The sequence below is a fragment of the Neorhizobium sp. SHOUNA12A genome, assembly GCF_023006505.1.
In the GTDB taxonomy this organism is placed as follows: Bacteria; Pseudomonadota; Alphaproteobacteria; order Rhizobiales; family Rhizobiaceae; genus Neorhizobium.
Genome location: NZ_JALBGV010000030.1, coordinates 25,390 through 41,708, shown reverse-complemented (window position 1 = coordinate 41,708; position 16,319 = coordinate 25,390). Strand labels below are relative to the sequence as shown.

Annotated in this window: 16 protein-coding genes and 1 pseudogene; 1 reads left to right on the top strand and 16 read right to left on the bottom strand. The window is 62.5% G+C overall.

Going from position 1 to position 16,319, the window contains the following annotated elements:
• Positions 1-105 precede the first annotated feature (105 nt).
• From MOV63_RS15420 to MOV63_RS15345, 16 genes and pseudogenes are all read right to left on the bottom strand, one after another.
• The gene (locus MOV63_RS15420; RefSeq protein ID WP_247034668.1) at positions 106-930 is read right to left on the bottom strand and encodes an inositol monophosphatase family protein; all 825 of its coding nucleotides are present in this window, start codon (positions 928-930) and stop codon (positions 106-108) included.
• Entirely contained in the window at positions 931-1,950 is a 1,020-nt protein-coding gene (locus MOV63_RS15415; protein ID WP_247034711.1) for a LacI family DNA-binding transcriptional regulator, read from the bottom strand.
• Positions 1,942-2,679: pseudogene (locus tag MOV63_RS15410) on the bottom strand (glycerophosphodiester phosphodiesterase); the annotation flags it as partial. The gene MOV63_RS15415 and the pseudogene MOV63_RS15410, both read right to left, overlap by 9 nt.
• An 8-nt stretch (positions 2,680-2,687) precedes the next feature.
• Entirely contained in the window at positions 2,688-3,743 is a 1,056-nt protein-coding gene (locus MOV63_RS15405) for an ABC transporter ATP-binding protein (RefSeq protein WP_247034666.1), read from the bottom strand.
• The gene (locus tag MOV63_RS15400) at positions 3,743-4,600 is read right to left on the bottom strand and encodes a carbohydrate ABC transporter permease (RefSeq protein ID WP_247034664.1); all 858 of its coding nucleotides are present in this window, start codon (positions 4,598-4,600) and stop codon (positions 3,743-3,745) included. Before MOV63_RS15400 ends, MOV63_RS15405 begins: the two co-directional genes overlap by 1 nt.
• 2 nt (positions 4,601-4,602) lie before the next feature.
• Positions 4,603-5,904: a carbohydrate ABC transporter permease gene (locus MOV63_RS15395; protein ID WP_247034662.1), complete on the bottom strand. Its 1,302-nt coding sequence runs from the start codon at positions 5,902-5,904 to the stop codon at positions 4,603-4,605.
• 128 nt (positions 5,905-6,032) lie between these two features.
• Positions 6,033-7,379, bottom strand: coding sequence for an extracellular solute-binding protein (locus MOV63_RS15390; protein ID WP_247034661.1), 1,347 nt, complete (start codon positions 7,377-7,379; stop codon positions 6,033-6,035).
• A gap of 188 nt (positions 7,380-7,567) precedes the next feature.
• Positions 7,568-7,864 (bottom strand): addiction module antidote protein, encoded by a 297-nt coding sequence (locus MOV63_RS15385; RefSeq protein WP_247034660.1) that lies wholly within the window; start codon positions 7,862-7,864, stop codon positions 7,568-7,570.
• A 2-nt stretch (positions 7,865-7,866) separates the two neighbouring features.
• On the bottom strand, positions 7,867-8,157 hold the full coding sequence (locus MOV63_RS15380) for a type II toxin-antitoxin system RelE/ParE family toxin (protein WP_247034659.1): 291 nt from the start codon (positions 8,155-8,157) through the stop codon (positions 7,867-7,869).
• 41 nt (positions 8,158-8,198) lie between these two features.
• Positions 8,199-9,260, bottom strand: coding sequence for a molybdenum ABC transporter ATP-binding protein (gene modC / locus MOV63_RS15375; protein WP_247034658.1), 1,062 nt, complete (start codon positions 9,258-9,260; stop codon positions 8,199-8,201).
• Entirely contained in the window at positions 9,257-9,958 is a 702-nt protein-coding gene (gene modB, locus MOV63_RS15370) for a molybdate ABC transporter permease subunit (protein WP_247034648.1), read from the bottom strand. Before modB ends, modC begins: the two co-directional genes overlap by 4 nt.
• A 215-nt stretch (positions 9,959-10,173) precedes the next feature.
• Positions 10,174-10,401, bottom strand: a complete 228-nt coding sequence (locus MOV63_RS15365) for a hypothetical protein (protein WP_247034646.1) — start codon at positions 10,399-10,401, stop codon at positions 10,174-10,176.
• Between the two features lie 85 nt (positions 10,402-10,486).
• A complete protein-coding gene (locus MOV63_RS15360; protein ID WP_247034644.1) occupies positions 10,487-10,717 on the bottom strand; it encodes a hypothetical protein in 231 nt (76 codons plus the stop codon).
• Positions 10,718-11,013: 296 nt separating this feature from the next.
• Positions 11,014-11,808 carry a molybdate ABC transporter substrate-binding protein gene (gene modA / locus MOV63_RS15355; RefSeq protein ID WP_247034643.1) on the bottom strand — a complete coding sequence of 265 codons (795 nt, stop codon included), beginning with the start codon at positions 11,806-11,808 and terminating at the stop codon, positions 11,014-11,016.
• Positions 11,809-11,916: 108 nt separating this feature from the next.
• The gene (gene ggt, locus MOV63_RS15350) at positions 11,917-13,509 is read right to left on the bottom strand and encodes a gamma-glutamyltransferase (protein WP_247034641.1); all 1,593 of its coding nucleotides are present in this window, start codon (positions 13,507-13,509) and stop codon (positions 11,917-11,919) included.
• A 130-nt stretch (positions 13,510-13,639) separates the two neighbouring features.
• On the bottom strand, positions 13,640-14,602 hold the full coding sequence (locus MOV63_RS15345) for a LysR family transcriptional regulator (protein WP_247034639.1): 963 nt from the start codon (positions 14,600-14,602) through the stop codon (positions 13,640-13,642).
• Positions 14,603-14,731: 129 nt separating this feature from the next.
• Here MOV63_RS15345 and MOV63_RS15340 point away from each other — a divergent pair, with 129 nt between their 5' ends.
• Positions 14,732-16,129, top strand: coding sequence for an MFS transporter (locus MOV63_RS15340; RefSeq protein ID WP_247034637.1), 1,398 nt, complete (start codon positions 14,732-14,734; stop codon positions 16,127-16,129).
• Positions 16,130-16,319 lie beyond the last annotated feature (190 nt).

Sequence of the window (16,319 nt, the reverse complement as noted above, 5' to 3'; positions counted from 1 at the left end):
CAAGCGGTTGAGCGCTCATCGGCGGGAGCGGCCCGGCCCCGTTTGGATTGGCGAAGGGGAGGATCGTCTATGTCGCGTCGATGCCCCTGCCGCTATCTGCCTGCCCTACTGCCGGGGGGCAGCCAAGCCTTCCATTTCCATCAGGAAGGCAAACTCCCCCGCAAGCCCCGGCGAACAGGCAACCACCGGCCCGCCCCGCGAAAGCAGTTCCTGAAGCGGCGGCACGGCGATCGTCGCACCCGCTTCCGACGCGATCAGTACGCCGGCGAGCATGTCCCAGGAGGAAAGGTGCCGTTCGTAATAGAGGTCGGAAACACCTTCGGCGACGCGGACGAGGCCGATCGCTGCGGCTCCCATGCGGCGGTAGTCGATTCCGCGCTCGTAGAGTTTGCGCGAGATGGCGAGATAGTCCTCGAAATCGGTGCGGCGGGAATGGCCGAGAATGGCGATCGCGTGGTTGGGATCGCTGGTCTTGGCGGCTGCGATCGGCTTGCCTTCCTTGAAGGCCCCCTCACCCTGGATCGCGTGGAAAACCCGGTCCTGCGCGGCGTCGTAGATCACGCCCACCAGGATCTCGCCACCGGAAACGAAGGCAATCGAGACGCCCCAGTGCCGAAAACCGCGGATGAAATTGGTGGTGCCGTCGATTGGGTCGACCACCCAGGTGCCGCGTTCTCCCGAGCGCCCACCACCCTCCTCGCCCATGAAGGAGTCGCCGGGAAATTCGCCGAGCAGGGAGGCGCGGATTGCTTCCTCCGCCCGTTTGTCGGCGACGGTGACGAAATCCTGCAGGCCCTTGTTCTCGACGCCGAGTGTTTCGGGAAGCGCTTCGGCGCGGAAGGCGGCAGCCTCCATGCCGACCCGGCGGGCGACCGCGATTGCGGCCCTTTCGCGAGATTGCAGGGAGGTTAGATCGAATGCAGATGCCATTTATGCACTTCTTCTTTTGATCAGCGTCACCGGCGTGAATTCCACCCTAGCCACGGCGTCCGGTTCGGACATGCGGCTGGTCAGGAGATCGATCACCTGTTCCGCCTGAACGTCGCAGGGCTGTACGAAGGTGGTGAGGTCATAGGCCGACCAGCTTGCCTGAGGGATGTCGTCATGGCCGATCACCTTGACCGAACCGTAGCTCCGGCCGGCCTTGGCGAGCCCGTCGAGCACGCCGCACGCCATGTAGTCATTGACCGAAAACACCCCGTCTATGCCGAGGTCGATCAGAGCCTGCGCCGCCTCGTGCCCATGGGCGTAGTCATTAATGGCGACCGGGATGAGCGGCGCATCGAGCCCGAGCATCTGGCAGCGGCTCTGAAACGCCTCGGCGCGACGGCGCGAGGAATAGGAGACGGCGGTGCCGGCGATGACGGCAAGCTTCTTGGCGCCCGATTCGACGAGGTGGTCGACGGCCGTGTAACCGGACATTCGGTCGTCGGAGACGACCCGGTCGACGAAGGGAAAATCCTCGCCCTTGTTGACCAAGACGATCGGCACGCCCTCGACCGCGCATTCCTCGAAGATGTGCGAGGGCGGCGCGTCCGAGGTGATGATGACGCCGGAAACGGCGTAATGCAGCAGCTGGCCGATAACGGTGGCGCTGTCCGCTTCCTTGGATGTCGGCAGCAGGATCGGCCGGTAATTGCGGGCGATCAGCGCGCGGGCCAGATTTTCGAGCTGCTGGGTACGGAACGGATTATCGAGGCCGGCCGCCACCAGGCCGACGAAATCGGACCGCTTGTTGGTGAGGCTGCGGGCGAGATAGTTGACCCGGTAGCCGAGTTCCTTGGCTGCCTGATACACTTTTTGCCGGGTCTTTTCCGAAACGCTGGCATCCGGCGTGAAGGCGCGTGACACGGCGGCGCGCGAGACGCCGGCCGCACGGGCGACATCGAAGGAGGTGACGCGGCGTGGTTCCCGGGAAAGGGAAATGCCGCTCGTCTCCTTGGGCCGCATCAGGTCCGGCAGGTCGGTGCATATGCCGAGCACCGGCAGGACCATGATATCCTTCAGGACATCCGGCCGCTCCTCGTGCCAGAGCACGATTTCCTTGCCCTCGGCAAAAGCCCTGTCGATCAGGTCCTCTGTGACGAATTCCTGCGGCGTATCGCTCGCCTTTTCCCAGCACAGATGCAGGATGTCGGCGCCGGCCATCTCGCCTGCCGCATGCGGATCATGACCGACGCGGATCAGCACGGAGAGCGGATAATCGCAGCCCATCTCGCGCAGCTCGCGCACCTGCGCGGTATCGAAGGAACCGAGACAGGCGAAACGCTGATCCATATCCTTCAGGTGCTGCCAGCAGAGCGGACCGGTGCCCGGCCGTTTCAGTTCGACATAGAGGCCGCAACCGGTCTCCCGCCCGAGCGCGGCGACTTCCGCGAAACTCGGCACATCCGGCACCGCCTCGCGCAGCTCCGCAAAAGTCATCTGCGAGATAAATAGGTCCTGCTGGAAGACCCGTTGAAGATGATCGTCATGGGAGACGACGACCACGCCGTCCGAGGTCATCTGGGTGTCGAGTTCCCACATTTCGGCGCCGAGCTCGGCTGCGCGGCGAAAGGCGGTGAGCGTATTCTCCCGCTCGTGGCCGCTCGCACCGCGATGGCCAATGCAGAACGGCAGCCGGCCTTTGTTCTCGGGCCAGCCGTATTTCTGGAAGAAGGCGGAGAAGTCGCGCATCAGAGTCTCCATCACAATCTCCGGCCGTCTTCTGCAAAGACAAAGGTCGAGGCGCTGTCCAGGTTCCAGCGCACGCAGTCGCCCGGCTTCACATCGTCGCGCACCGGCTGGATTGAGCGCAGCACGGAACCGTCCGGCAGAACGACATCGTATAGATTTTCGCGGCCTTGAGTTTCCGCAAACACGACCTTGCCTTCGACGGGCACACCGCCCGCCGTGCCGAAATGTTCCGGGCGGACGCCAAGGCTGAGCGCGGTGCCGTCGGGAATGCCCGAAACCGCGGCGAGCTGCAGGCGCAGGCCGTTTTCACCCAGCACGAATGCTCCCTGCTGAGCCCGGCCCTTGAGGAAGGAGATCGGCGGATTGCCGAGGAAGCTGGCGACGAAGGATGTGCGCGGATCGTTATACATCTGCGACGGCGTAGCGATCTGGACGATCTCGCCCGATTTCATGATGGCGATGCGGTCGCACATCGACATCGCCTCGACCTGGTCATGGGTGACGAGGATGGCGGTGATGCCGGTTTCCTTCTGCAGCCTTCGGATTTCCGAGCGCATTTCGAGGCGGAGTTTGGCGTCGAGATTGGCGAGTGGTTCGTCGAGGAGCAGCACGTCCGGGCGGCGGATCAGGGCGCGGGCGAGCGCCACCCGCTGCTGCTGGCCGCCCGAAAGCTGCGCCGGGCGCCGCCCGAGGAGATCTTCGATATGGACAAGGGCTGCGATGCCAGCGACCTGCTTCTTGATGTCAGCGGAGGGAACCCGCTTCACCATCAGCGGGAAGCCGATATTCTCCTCCACCGTCATATGCGGATAAAGCGCATAGGATTGGAAGACGACGCCGACATTGCGCTCCTGGCTGGGCAGATGGGTGACGTCCCGGTCGCCGAACAGGATGCGGCCCGAGGTCGGCCGGTGGATGCCGCAGACGGCAAACAGCGTCGTCGACTTGCCGCAGCCTGAAGGTCCGAGCAGTGCCAGCATTTCGCCGGAGCCCACTTCGAGATCCATGTCCTCGATGATCCTGGTAGAGCCGAAACTCTTGGAAAACTTGTCGAGCAGTATACGCATCAGCCCTTGGTGCCTCCGCCATAGATGTTCATGAGATGCTTCTGGAAGAAGACATAGAGGATCAGCACCGGCACGACGTAGAAGACGCCGACGGCCTTGAAGGTGCCGAAATCGAAATTGTTGTCGTCGATGATTAGACCCGCCAGATAAACCGACAGGACCTGCACCTTGGCGCCCGGCGCCAGCACCTGCGGCAGGATGAATTCGCTCCAGCCGGTGAGGAATGAAAACAGCCCGAGCGCCATCACCGCCGGTTTGATCTGCGGCAGCACCAGCCGGCGCCAGACCGTGAAGCGCGAGGCGCCGTCGACGGTGCCGGCCATCTCGATCTCCCAGGGCACGGTATCGTAGAAACCCTTCATCAGCCAGATGCCGAGCGGCAGGTCGATCGCCGCCTTCACGAGGATCACCCCGATCAGCGAATTGTAGAGGCCGATCCACTGCAGCACGATGAAGATGGCGATGATCAGTGTCACCGACGGGAAGGCGTGCAGCACCATGACGCCGGCGAGGAAAAAGCCGCGTGCCGGCACGTTGAGGCGCGACAGCACGTAACCCGCCATCGACGAGACCGTGAGGATGACGCCGGTGATGCAGCTTGCGAAGATGAAGGTGTTGAGCGTGACGAGCCAGATATTCGGCTTGCCGGTCTTGGTCTCCCAGAGGAAACTCCAGTGGCGCAGCGTGAACTCGTTCGGGATCAGCGAACCGACTTCCGTGTCGCTGATCGTGTCGATGAAGAGATAGGCATACATCACCAGCAGCGGCAGGCTGAAAAGGCCGAGCAGCAGGATCACGGGCAGGCTCGAGAAATTCGCCGAGGTCGTGTTTGACGAAATTTGCGGTTTTTCGGCCATGCTCAATCCTCGATCAGCGGCTTGGAGATCAGCGTGTCGTAGCGGAAGATACGCAGGTAGATGAGCGACAGCACGATCCCGACCACCACCAGCACCAGCGCCATGGCAGCGCCCAGCCCGTATTCCAGGTTGCCGGTATAGTTGTTGAGAGCGGTGTGGTAGGCGGCGAGCGACCAGACTTCGGTCGCCCGCCCCGGCCCGCCGCGGGTCGAGAGGAGGATTTCGTTGAAGGAGGCGAGCAGCGACAGGGTCTGGTAGCAGGTGACGAACAGGATCGGCCAGCGAAGCTGCGGCAGGATGATGTGGCGGACCTGCTGCCAGCGGCTGGCGCCATCGACCTCGCTTGCATGGAACTGCGTCTGCGGGATCGCCTTGATCGCGGAAGAGAAGACCAGCATGCCCATCGAGGCCCCGATGAAGCCGTTGATCAGGATCACGAAGAACCAGGCATTATGGGCGCTGTCGAGCAGGTAGTTCTTCGGCGGATAACCGAACTGGCCCATGAACATCGAGATGAAGCCGCTGTCCCAGGTCAGCCATTTCCACATCAACACGTAGATGACCACAGGCGTGATGCGCGGCAGCAGCCAGATGGCGCGGAAGATGGATGCGGTCGAAGCCGGCATATAATGGGTGGTGATGGCGAGGAAAAGTGCATAGCTGACGTTGAAGACGAGCAGCGTGGTGGCGACGTAAAAGGCGGTGTTGAGGAAGATCGACGCCATGTCCGGCGAATTGCCGATGATCCGGAAGTTTTCCGTCGTCCACACCCAGCCGGTATAGGTGGCCTTGGCGACCGTCTGCTGTTCGGCTGGCGTCAGCGTGAAGCCGAGCTTCTTGAGGTTCGCCATCAGCTCGTCGCGGGTCTCGAAGCGGGTATTGAGAACCGAGCGGTTGAAGAGGTCGGAAATCTGCTTGACCTCGCGGGTCGAAGGCCTGTCCTTCAGCGCCTTGATCACCCGCTCCGCCTCGCGCCGCGAGGGAAAGACCTCGCCCATGTGGCTGGATCGCAGTTCGGCAGTGAATCCGGCCTTGAGCTTCAGGGCATCGAGGGCGACAAGGCCCTCCTCGTCGATGACGAAGCGCGGCTCGGCAATGCCACCCGCAAGGTCCGGCATGTCGGCCTTCAGACGGTTGACAGCACCTTGCGTGACCTGCCAGGCCCCGCCGGAAATGCCGGTCGCGGTGGTCATGTTGGTCATGGCGAAGATGGCGGTCAACACGACCGGCACCAGGAAAAACAGGAGGATCATGACCGCAGCGGGCGCGATCATCACCAGTCCGAGCGTTCGTGACGTTCGCATGGGTGAAGCCTTGGGAAACGGATGGGATGCGGGCGGCGGAGCGAGCGCCGCCCGCAGTTCGGGGCGAGGAGTTTCGCCCGGATCGGTTGGTGCCCTGTGTCAACCGGTGGAGGCACAGGGCACTTGCTTCAGCGGATGATGATCGCTGCGCCGAGCGTCGACTTCAGCTCGGTTTCGGCATCGTTGACCGCGGCATCGGCGGTCTTGGCGCCGGTCCAGGATGCTTCGAGGTTCTTCCACATGATCGTCCAGTATTTGCCGAAATCAGCATTGTTCGGCATGGCGTTGGCATGCGGCAGCAGGCGCTCGGTGGCTTCCGAAGCCCAACGGTTGGCGGTGTAGAGGTCGACCTTGGTTTCGGAAGGCGAGATGCCGAGATGGGCGGACTTGATCGCATGCAGCGCGTTGATGCGCGGCTCGGAGGCGATCTTGATCAGGTCGGCCGCGATCTGTGTCTCTTCTTCGGTATGGCCGGCCATCAGCAGGTAGGCGAGCGGGTGGGTCAGCGTGTTGGCCTTGCCGCCTTCGCCGGCCGGCGTCAGGGTGAACTGAACGTTGCCGAAAAAGTCCTTCAGGCCTTCCTGGTTGACGAGGCGGGCATAATGCCAGGTGCCGCCGTGCCAGATGCCGGCCTTGCCGGTGGCGACTTCCTTCCACCACTGGTCGCCCGGCATGCCGATATGGTTCTTCTTGGTGACGCCGGCCTTCACGAGATCGGCGAAATACTGGTAGGTGCGCTTCATCGCGGCCTTGTCGAAGACGAGCTTGCCTTGCTCTTCCATCACGCCGCCAAAGGACGTGTAGAACTGCCAGTAGTCCGGACCGTTATTGGTGCGCGGATAAAAGCCGTAGCCCGCCTGGACGAGGCCCTTGTCCTGCATCTTCTTGGCGTCTTCGAGCACGTTCTTCAGCGTATATTCGCCCTTTTCGACCTTGGCCGGCAGAGCCTCGATATCGGCGTCCGAATAACCGATCGCCTTCATGTAGGGCTTCCAGAAGAAGAACGGGCGGGATTCGGCGTCCTGCGGAATGCCGTAAACGGTGCCGTTGAAGGAGGTGATCTCCATCAGGTTCGGATAGATGTCGCTGATCGGCCAGCTGTCGAGGTCGATGAACTTCTCGACTGGAACGATGAGGCCGGCCTGTGCCCAGGGGCCGATGTCTTCATGGCCGGTGGCGACGATGTTCGGAGCCTTTTTGGCTTCCGCGGCCAGCGTCAGGGCCTGCTTGAAGTCTTCCCAGCCGGAATAGGGCGTCTTCTGGACGATGATGTTGAGCTGTTCGCCGCGGATGGCCGCTTCGCGCTCGAGAATATCGGCAGCGATGTCGAACGCATCGGTGCGGTAGTTGTCGTTCGGCCCGGAACCGCCGGACCAGACGGAGATGGTGACATCCTTGGCGGATGCGAAGACCGCGGTCGAGGCGAAGAGAACGGCCGCGAGCGTGGCGGATTTGAGTATCGGAAGAACAGTCATGGTTTACTCCCCGAAGAGCGAAATGGCTTCTTCCGAACCCTGAAAGACCTGTCGGCCGGGGCTTGCGGAAGCGCTGAAGATCATCAACAGGAAGTGGTCTAGCGGCGCTCCTTAACACCGGGATGACAAAATGTACGCGTGTGCAAAATTTCTTCGAAGGACAGTTCTGTCGCCCGCTGGACCGAACCCTATGCCGCTTCGTTGGCGGAAGTGACCGTGACCCGGAGCCCGAGGGCCTTCAAGACGCCGAGCAGTGTGGAGAGCTTCGGATCTCCCTTATCGCTCAGCGCCTTGTAGAGCGCCTCGCGGGTAATGCCCGCTTCCTTGGCGACCTTGGTCATGCCCATGGAACGGGCAACATCGCCAAGGGCGATCGAGATAAGCTTTGGATCGCCATCTTCGAAAGCCGCTTCGAGATAGGCAACGCGCTCTTCGGGCGTCTTCAGGTAGTCCTGAACATCCCATTTCGTCGTTTCTATAGGCACTGTCATATCTCCTTCGCCATCTGTTTTGCCGAAGCGATGTCCTTGCCCTGGGTGCTCTTATCGCCGCCGCAAAGCAGGATGATGATCTCCTGGCCCTGCTGTACGAAATAGAGCCGGTAGCCGGGGCCGTAGGCGATGCGGGCTTCGCTGATGCCTTCGCCGACAGGTTTCACATCCCCCAGATTGCCGATCTCCATACGGCGAATCCGCGTAACTATCCGCATTCGGGCGTTATGGTCGCGAAGTTCGCCGAACCACTTTGAGAAAGCTGCCGTTTTGCGGACTTCGATCATGTGTAATCTATAGTTAACAGTCTGCTGAAGATCAATCCACGCTACCGTTCCAGCGCTACCGTCTTGATTACCGCAAAAACCGGCTTTTCCAGCTTCAGGTCGAGCCGTTCGACGGAAAACGCGGTGATGCGGGCGAGCACGATATCTCCGCCGCAGCGGATGCGGATGCGGGCCATGCCGTCGCCGTCCGGTTCGATCGCGGCGATTATGCCGTCAAGGATATTAAGCGCGCTCAAGCCCTCCGGCCGCTGGGTCGCGACCATCACGTCCCGTTCGGGGATGTGCACGCGGACGCTCCGGCCTTCTTCGGCATGCGCATTCGGCACGACGATCTGCGCTTGCGCCAGCCGGATCGTCGCCAGCCGGTGCGGGATGTCGATTGCCTCGACGACGCCGGTCAGCACCGCACCGGCATCGCGGCGGTCCGCCGACGGCAGCGACAGGACTTCGGACGGCGTACCGACGGCCTCTACCCGGCCGTCCTTCATTATCACCACCTTGTCGGCGAGCCGCGCCACTTCCGAGACCGAATGGCTGACATAAACGATCGGCGTCGAGGTTTCGTCGCGCAGGCGTTCGAGATAGGGCAGAATTTCGGCCTTGCGATGGTCGTCGAGCGCGGCAAGCGGCTCGTCCATCAACAACAGGCGCGGCGCAGACAGCAGCGCCCGGCCGATCGCGACGCGCTGTTTTTCGCCGCCCGATAGCTTTCCCGGCCGCCGGTCGAGCAGCGCGCCGATCCCGAGCAGTTCGACGATGTGGTCGAAATTCTCGGGCGGCGTCGTCTTCGGCGCGAACCAGCGGCCGTAGCCAAGGTTCTGGCGCACCGAGAGGTGCGGAAAAAGCCGGCCCTCCTGAAAGACGTAGCCGAAGCGGCGTCTGTGCTTTGGCACGAAGACGCGGTTCTCGGTGTCGAGCAGCACTTCGCCATCGACCATCAGCCGACCACGGTCAGGCTTCGAGAGCCCGGCGATCACCCGCACCAGCGAGGTCTTGCCCGAGCCTGAACGCCCGAACAGAGCGGTGACGCCGCCTTCCGACGTAAAGCTCGCATCGAGCACGAATTCTCCCAGCGTCTGCTGTGCCTCGACGATAAGGGTCATTCGATGTCGACCCTCCTGCCGACCAGATAGGCCATGAATTCGGAGGCAAGCAGGGCGGCGAAGGAAATGACGATCGCGACCAGCGTCAGCCGCATCGCGCCGGCATCGCCGCCTGGCACCTGCGTGAACGTGTAGATCGCCGACGAAAGGGTCTGGGTTTCACCGGGAATATTGGAGACGAAGGTGATCGTCGCGCCGAATTCGCCCATTGACTTGGCGAAGGCGAGGATCATGCCGGCGATCACGCCCGGCAGGATGAGCGGCAGGGTCACGGTCACGAAAACCCAGGCGGGACCGGCGCCGAGCGTACCCGCCGCCTCTTCGAGCTTGCGGTCGACCGCCTCGATGGAGAGCCGGATGGAGCGCACCATCAGCGGGAAGCCCATGACGCCGCAGGCGAGTGCCGCGCCGGTCCAGCGGAAGGAGAGGACGATACCGAGATATTCGTTGAGAAAGGCGCCGATGACGCCGCGTCGCCCGAACAGGACGAGCAGCAGGAAACCGGTGACGACCGGTGGCAGGATGAGCGGCAGGTGGACGACGCCGTTCAGGATCGACTTGCCCCAGAATTTTCCGCGGGCGAGCAGATAGGCGACAAGAAGGCCGAACGGCAGGCTGACGATCATCGCGACGGAGGAAACCTTCAGGCTGAGCCTGATTGCGGTCCATTCCTCGTCACTCAGCACCAGCCAGTCCAAACGCCTGTCCCACCCGCAGCCGCGATGCAATATATCACCTTGGATATATCGAGACGGACTGGATGGCTAGGTCTTCGCGGGAAAGTTATCGGGAGCGTTCTGAAAAAGCGGTGGGAGAGCGCCGGATTGACCGCTGCTCTCCCTGCACCATCGCATTCACAAGATGGATTGCCTCGGACGAAGGCCGTTAAGCCTTTGTCTCTTTGCGCGATTGGTTAGCGGTTGTCGCGGCTCGTATCGCCGAAGATCGAGGGGTTTTCCTGGCGATCGTTGTCGCGGATCTGAATGCTGCCGGTGCGGACGCGGTCCACATTGCCGCCGTCGATCCGGGCGGAAGCATGCGTCTTCGAGGTGCCTTCATAATAGTCGCCTTCGGCGAGAGCCGAGCCTGCGAAGGAAGCGGCGGCGATCATGGCGGCGATAGCGGAGATGGAAGTCTTCATTGTCCTAGTCCTTTCAGAGTTCGTCCGGGGCTGAAGTTTGCGACCTGCCTGGCGGACGACATTCGGTATCTTGGATGAGCTGCGGTCAGCGATTGTCGCGGCTTTCATGCTTGAAGATCGGCTGATCGCCGCGATTGTCGTAGGTGCGGACCCGATCGATGCTGCCGGTCCTGACATTGTCGACCTTATCATTGGTCTGGACGGCTGCCTGTCCCTTGGAAGCACCCTGATAATAATCGCCTTCTGCAAGAGCGACACCGGCGAAAGAAGCCGAAGCGATCATGGCTGCGGCAAGCGTGGAAAGTACTGTCTTCATTATCGTATTCCTTGACTGAAACGGAGCCGCTTGGGATTCGGGTTCCGTCGAACGGTACACGGAAGCACGTTGTTTGCTTCCGGGCCTTGAGATGGGGGAGCGGGTCCAAGGTCGCTAGGGCATGATTTCCAAACGGAATGTTCGGGATTCGAGAACAAACAACTGCGTGAAGTCTGTTGAAATCGGAATCCGGCCGGGCTGAGCCGCACCAGCTCGCTCTCCAGAATGGCTTCGTCGGAAACGAAAAACGGCCCTGAAATGGGCCGTTTCGATGAGTTCGCTGGAGCTCTTACGGATTACTTCAGAACGATGAAACCTTCCTTTTCGAAAAACGGCGCGGCCCTGGCCGACTTCAGGTAGTCGAGATAGGCAGGCGCATCCTTGGACTTCGATTCCGACAGAATGGCGATTGGATAGACGATCGGCGGATGGGTGTCGGCCGGGAAGACGCCGACGATGGCAACACCCGGATCGGCCGCTGCGTCCGTCTGATAGACGATGCCGTAAGGCGCTTCGCCACGCGAGACAAGCGCGAGTGCCGCGCGTACACTTTCCGCACTTGCGACGCTCTTTTCGACCGACGACCAGACGCCGAGCTTTTCAAGCGCGGCCTTGCCATATTTGCCGGCCGGAACCGCATTCGGCTCACCCATCGCGAGCCGTCCGCCTCTAAGCAATCCCGCGAGATCGAATCCCGGCCTGATGTCCACCGGATTGGCGGTATCCTTGGCGGCGACCAGCACGATGCGGTTGCCCAGCCAGTTGAACCGGGTATCGTCCTTGACGAGTTTCTTGTCGGAGACGTACTTCATCCAGTCGAGGTCGGCCGAAATGAAGATATCGGCCGGCGCGCCGTTTTCGATCTGCTTGGCGAGCGTCGAGCTTGCCGCGTAGGAAACCGTGACTTGCCTGCCTCCCTGGGCGCCCCACGCTTTGTTGGCGTTGTCGAGCGCGTTCTTCATGCTGGCTGCCGCAAAAACGGTGACTTTTTCCTGCGCGGCGGCGGGAGCGGCGAAGGAGGCAAGCATTACGAAGGCGGCTGCCGCCGATGTCACCGCGAGCCTGATCCAGGAATGACGATCAATGTTCATGATTTCCTCTCTAATCCCTAAGCGAGATATTCCCTTGGATATCTCGGAGAGGAGGTTTTGGCCAGCGTTATATTCGGCCAAATATCTTGATGCGGTTGGCAGGCAGGCTCAGATGCCGAGAGCCATGCCGTCCTTGCGCGGATCGGAGCCGCCCCTCAACACCCCGGTTTCCCAGTCGATCCAGATCGCCTGGGCGCCGCCCATCGCCGATTCCGGCGCCTTCACCTCGAAACCGCGCTTGATGAATTCCGGGCCAACCGTGTTGCGCAGCCGGGCTTCCATCTCGACCTGATTGGTGCCGGGCAGCGGGAAGAGGCGCGGCAGGTCGATGGCGCTCTGCAGGTCCATGCCGTAGTCGAAGACTTTTGAGAGGAAATGGGCGTGGCCCATGGCCTGGTACTGGCCGCCCATGACGCCGAAGGGCATGACGGCACGGCCGCCCTTCGTCACCATGCCGGGAATGATCGTGTGCATCGGCCGCTTGCCCGGCGCAATTGCGTTCGGATGGTCCGGATCGAGCGAGAAGCTGAAGCCGCGGTTGTGGAACATCACCCCGCTCTTGGGATCCATGTGGCCGCTGCCGTAAACGAAGAAGATCGAGTTGATGAAGCTGATGGCATTGCGATCGCTGTCGACGACGGAGAGATATATGGTGTCCTTGTGCGGCACCTCGTCGAACGGCGGCAGGTCCGCGATCGCCTTGTCGGGATCGATCATGCCGGCCAACTGCCTGGCGAGTTCGTCCGAAAGCAGGTAGTCGACCGGCACCTCGACCTTGGCCGGATCGGCGAGGAAACGGTTTCGCGCCGCGTAAGCCAACCGCGTTGCCTCCACCTCGATATGCAGCCGCTCGGGCGCCAGCGGATCGCCCTCGCCCGGAAAATGCGACAGGATGTTGAGGATCATCAGCGCGATGATGCCCTGGCCGTTGGGCGGGCATTCGTGGATTTCGTGGCCACGGAATGTCGTCTTGATCGGCGTTACATATTCGCCCTTGGCATTGGCGAAATCCTCCAGCGTATGCAGCGCGCCGATGCCGTTCAGGTAGCTCACCATGCCTTCCGCGATCGGGCCCCGATAAAAAGCGTCCCTGCCTTCCCGGCCGATAGCTTCCAGCGTATCGGCAAGTTGCTTCTGATACTGGATCGAACCTGCCGGCGGCGCCTTGCCGTCGACGAGGAAGACGCGGCTTGCAGCCGGGTCGTCCTTCAGGATCTCCGCTTGTGCGGCAAGATCGTGCGCGGTGCGCGGAGGCAGAACATAGCCGTCGCGCGCCAGCTTGACGGCCGGGGCGAGAATATCGGCCATTTTCATGCGGCCGTGATCGGTTACCAGCCGCGTCCAGGCATCCACCGCCCCCGGCACGGTGATCGTGTGCGGCGAGGTGCGGGTGAGGCTGGTGACGCCGAGCGAACGGAGATGTTCGACGGTAGCGGCAGCCGGGGCCCGGCCTGACCCGTTATAGGCCAGAACTTCGTCCGTGCCGCTGAGCGAGAGGAGAGCGAAACAATCGCCGCCGATGCCGGTCGAGCCGGCTTCGACGACGCACTGCACGGCGCAGGCGGCAACCGCCGCATCCACGGCATTGCCGCCATTGCGCAGCATGTCGATGGCGGTGAGCGTCGCCAGCGGCTGTGAGGTGGCGGCCATCGCAGTGCGGCCGACTGCGAGCGAACGGCCGGGTAGTTCGAAGTCTCTCATGTCACTCTCATCACTGGAAAATGGGCTCAAGACCCTGTGGCGGCTCAATATTCATCCTCAACAGACCATGCCGGGCAAGCGGCATCAAGCCGTCATGTGTTGATTTCCGAAAACCGGCCGCTTGCCGGGCTCAAGCTGCGATCTGCGAAATTCCCATCTTGCAGCCGGAGGCTTCAAGCGCCGCGCCGGCGACCTCCACGAAGAGGGTGCGAAACCATGAGGAACGGCTGTCCGCATGGTCGACGCGTCGGTAGAGCATGCTCACCGGCTCGGCCGGCAGGTCGATCGGCGGCAGGTCGATCGCCAGATTGTGAAGCTGGGCCATGCAGCGGGCGATCGATTCCGGAATGGTGGCGATGGCCGGCATGGCCCGTAGCGCCGTCGGCAGTGCCGAGAACCGCGGCACCGTCGCCACGACACTGCGGGTTTTACCGTGACCGGCGAGTGCTACGTCGATGCTGGTCGAAGAATTGCCCTCGAAGGAGACGGCGACATGTGGCGCATCGGCATAGGCGTCAAGGCCGAGCGGCGCCTTGAGCTTGATCTGTGCGGGGTCGTAGATGCAGACGGACGACTGGGTGAAGAGCGGCGCGCGGACATGCCAGGAGGGCGGCTCACCGTGCACCGCGACGCTGAAATCGAAGGCGCCGTCATCCAGCATGCGCGAAACGTCACGCCGTTCCGAGGCGACGCCGATCAGCCGCGATCCGGGCGAGAGCTGCCGCAGACGGGCGGCGAGCGGGCCGAAGAAAGCCGATTCGAGATTGTCGCACATACCGACGCGGAACTCGCCTTCCCAGCTTTTCGGGTCGAACGCGGCCGGCGGCCGGATCGCCCGTTCGATGTTCGAAAGCGCGTCCTCGATCACAGGCGCAATCGCCAGCGCCCGGGGCGTCGGCTGCAAACCACGTCCGACACGTACGAACAGGTCGTCGTCCAGCGCCTCGCGCAACCGCTTCAAGGCCGCCGACAGGCCTGGTTGTCCGAGTAGCAACCGCTCGGCGGCGCGACTGACGTTGCGTTCCTGCATCAGCACCGCAAAGGCCAGAAGCAGGTTGAGGTCGAACTTTCGAAGGGTCGCATCATTCATCATCGTCAGTAATATGTGCCATGGCAATTATCAATTTGCAATAGGTCACGAAGATGGGCAATTTCTCGTTCCTCTGCCGGCCCGGTTCGACCTCCCCGCTCCGGGGGCAGCATGAACAAGGATTACAATCCCATGAGCAATCCTCAATTCCGAGGGGCTGCGGGGCTTGCATTGCTGCTGCTCTGCACCGCCAATTTTCTCGACGCGATGGATGTCTCCACAATCGGCGTCGCACTGCCCGCTATCCAGGCCGAGCTCGGCATGCAAGCCACCTCCCTGCAATGGGCGGTCAGCGCCTATGTGCTCGGTTACGGCGGCTTCCTGCTGCTCGGCGGCCGGGTGGCCGACATTTTCGGCCATCGCCGCGTCTTCCTCTGGTCGCTGGCGGTCTTTGCGGCGGCCAGCATCGCCGGTGGGTTCGTCGACAGCGGCCCGACGCTGATCGCGGCCCGGCTTGTCAAGGGCATCGCCGCAGCCTTCACGGCACCGGCCGCGCTGGCACTTCTGCTGGCGGTCTTCGGCGAAGGCCCACAGCGCGCCAAGGCGCTTGGCCTCTTCGCCTCCACCGGGGCCGCCGGCTTTGTGCTCGGCATGGTGCTCGGCGGCGCTGCGACGTTGATCAGCTGGCGGGCAACGCTGGTGATGGGCGCGCCGGTCGCGATCCTGACCCTGCTTCTGGCACCGATAGCCTTGCCGCTCGACGCGCGCCGCACCGGGCCGCGTCCCGGCTTCGACTGGGCCGGCGCAATCACCATCACCCCCGGTCTGCTGCTTTTCGTGTTCGGCATCACCAATGCGGCCTCGGCCGGTTGGGCTGATATCTTCACCTGGGGCTCGCTCGTGGCAGCAATCGTGCTGATCCTCGGCTTCCTCGCCATCGAAGCCCGCCATAAAGACCCGATGGTGCCGCTGGCGATGTTCCGCCGCGCCAGGCTTACCCATGCCAATATCGTCGGCTTTCTCTATCAGGGCGCCTATATCGGCTTCCAGTTCACCGCGACGCTCTATTATCAGGACGTTTATGGCTGGTCGGCCTTTGCGACAGGCTTCTGCTTTGCCGGCGCCGGCGCCTTCGTGATGTTCCTGGCGCCTCGTTTCGCGACCCTTGCTCAGAACCGCGGCACAACCGGTTTCATGACGGCGGGCGTCGGACTGCAGGCGATCAGCTACATCTTCTGGGTCCTGTCGGTCGGCCATATCGACCCGATCCTGCTCGTCATACTGTCGCAGATCCCGCTCGGCCTCGGTTATGCCATGACCTTCCCGTCCATTCAGGTCGCGGCGCTGGCCGATATCGAGGAGGACAAGTCGGGGCTTGCCTCCGGCATGTTCTTCGCCGCTTTCCAGATCGGTGGCGGGGTGGTGCTGGCGGCAACGTCTGCCGTGTTCAGCGGCGCTCCGACCTTCGGCTGGGAGCCCTACTCCGCCGCTGTCGCCTTCGTCGCGACGCTCGCCGTGCTGATCACCCTGATCGCGGCGCTCGGCCCCAAACCTTCTCCCGCTGCCGATCGATACCAGGCCGCCGAGTAGATCTGCTCTCACCCGCGCCGTCATCCGGCGCGGGTTCCGCTTAGCCTCGACCCGGCCGCAGATCGTTCCCGCGACAGCCGTATGTCCATTGCTTGCTTGCAGTCCGCCCGGCTTTGTCGGACAATCGGTCAAAGCAAGGTAATTTGATGTCAAACTATCTTGCTGCACTCCCCTATTCCTACTAGGGTCC

Bases quoted from the DNA above. Each gene is read 5' to 3' on its own strand.
- MOV63_RS15420 (WP_247034668.1), bottom strand. From the start codon at position 930: ATGGCATCTGCATTCGATCTAACCTCCCTGCAATCTCGCGAAAGGGCC.
- MOV63_RS15415 (WP_247034711.1), bottom strand. From the start codon at position 1,950: ATGCGGCCCAAGGAGACGAGCGGCATTTCCCTTTCCCGGGAACCACGC.
- MOV63_RS15405 (WP_247034666.1), bottom strand. From the start codon at position 3,743: ATGCGTATACTGCTCGACAAGTTTTCCAAGAGTTTCGGCTCTACCAGG.
- MOV63_RS15400 (WP_247034664.1), bottom strand. From the start codon at position 4,600: ATGGCCGAAAAACCGCAAATTTCGTCAAACACGACCTCGGCGAATTTC.
- MOV63_RS15395 (WP_247034662.1), bottom strand. From the start codon at position 5,904: ATGCGAACGTCACGAACGCTCGGACTGGTGATGATCGCGCCCGCTGCG.
- MOV63_RS15390 (WP_247034661.1), bottom strand. From the start codon at position 7,379: ATGACTGTTCTTCCGATACTCAAATCCGCCACGCTCGCGGCCGTTCTC.
- MOV63_RS15380 (WP_247034659.1), bottom strand. From the start codon at position 8,157: ATGATCGAAGTCCGCAAAACGGCAGCTTTCTCAAAGTGGTTCGGCGAA.
- modC (WP_247034658.1), bottom strand. From the start codon at position 9,260: ATGACCCTTATCGTCGAGGCACAGCAGACGCTGGGAGAATTCGTGCTC.
- MOV63_RS15365 (WP_247034646.1), bottom strand. From the start codon at position 10,401: ATGAAGACTTCCATCTCCGCTATCGCCGCCATGATCGCCGCCGCTTCC.
- MOV63_RS15360 (WP_247034644.1), bottom strand. From the start codon at position 10,717: ATGAAGACAGTACTTTCCACGCTTGCCGCAGCCATGATCGCTTCGGCT.
- modA (WP_247034643.1), bottom strand. From the start codon at position 11,808: ATGAACATTGATCGTCATTCCTGGATCAGGCTCGCGGTGACATCGGCG.
- ggt (WP_247034641.1), bottom strand. From the start codon at position 13,509: ATGAGAGACTTCGAACTACCCGGCCGTTCGCTCGCAGTCGGCCGCACT.
- MOV63_RS15345 (WP_247034639.1), bottom strand. From the start codon at position 14,602: ATGATGAATGATGCGACCCTTCGAAAGTTCGACCTCAACCTGCTTCTG.
- MOV63_RS15340 (WP_247034637.1), top strand. From the start codon at position 14,732: ATGAGCAATCCTCAATTCCGAGGGGCTGCGGGGCTTGCATTGCTGCTG.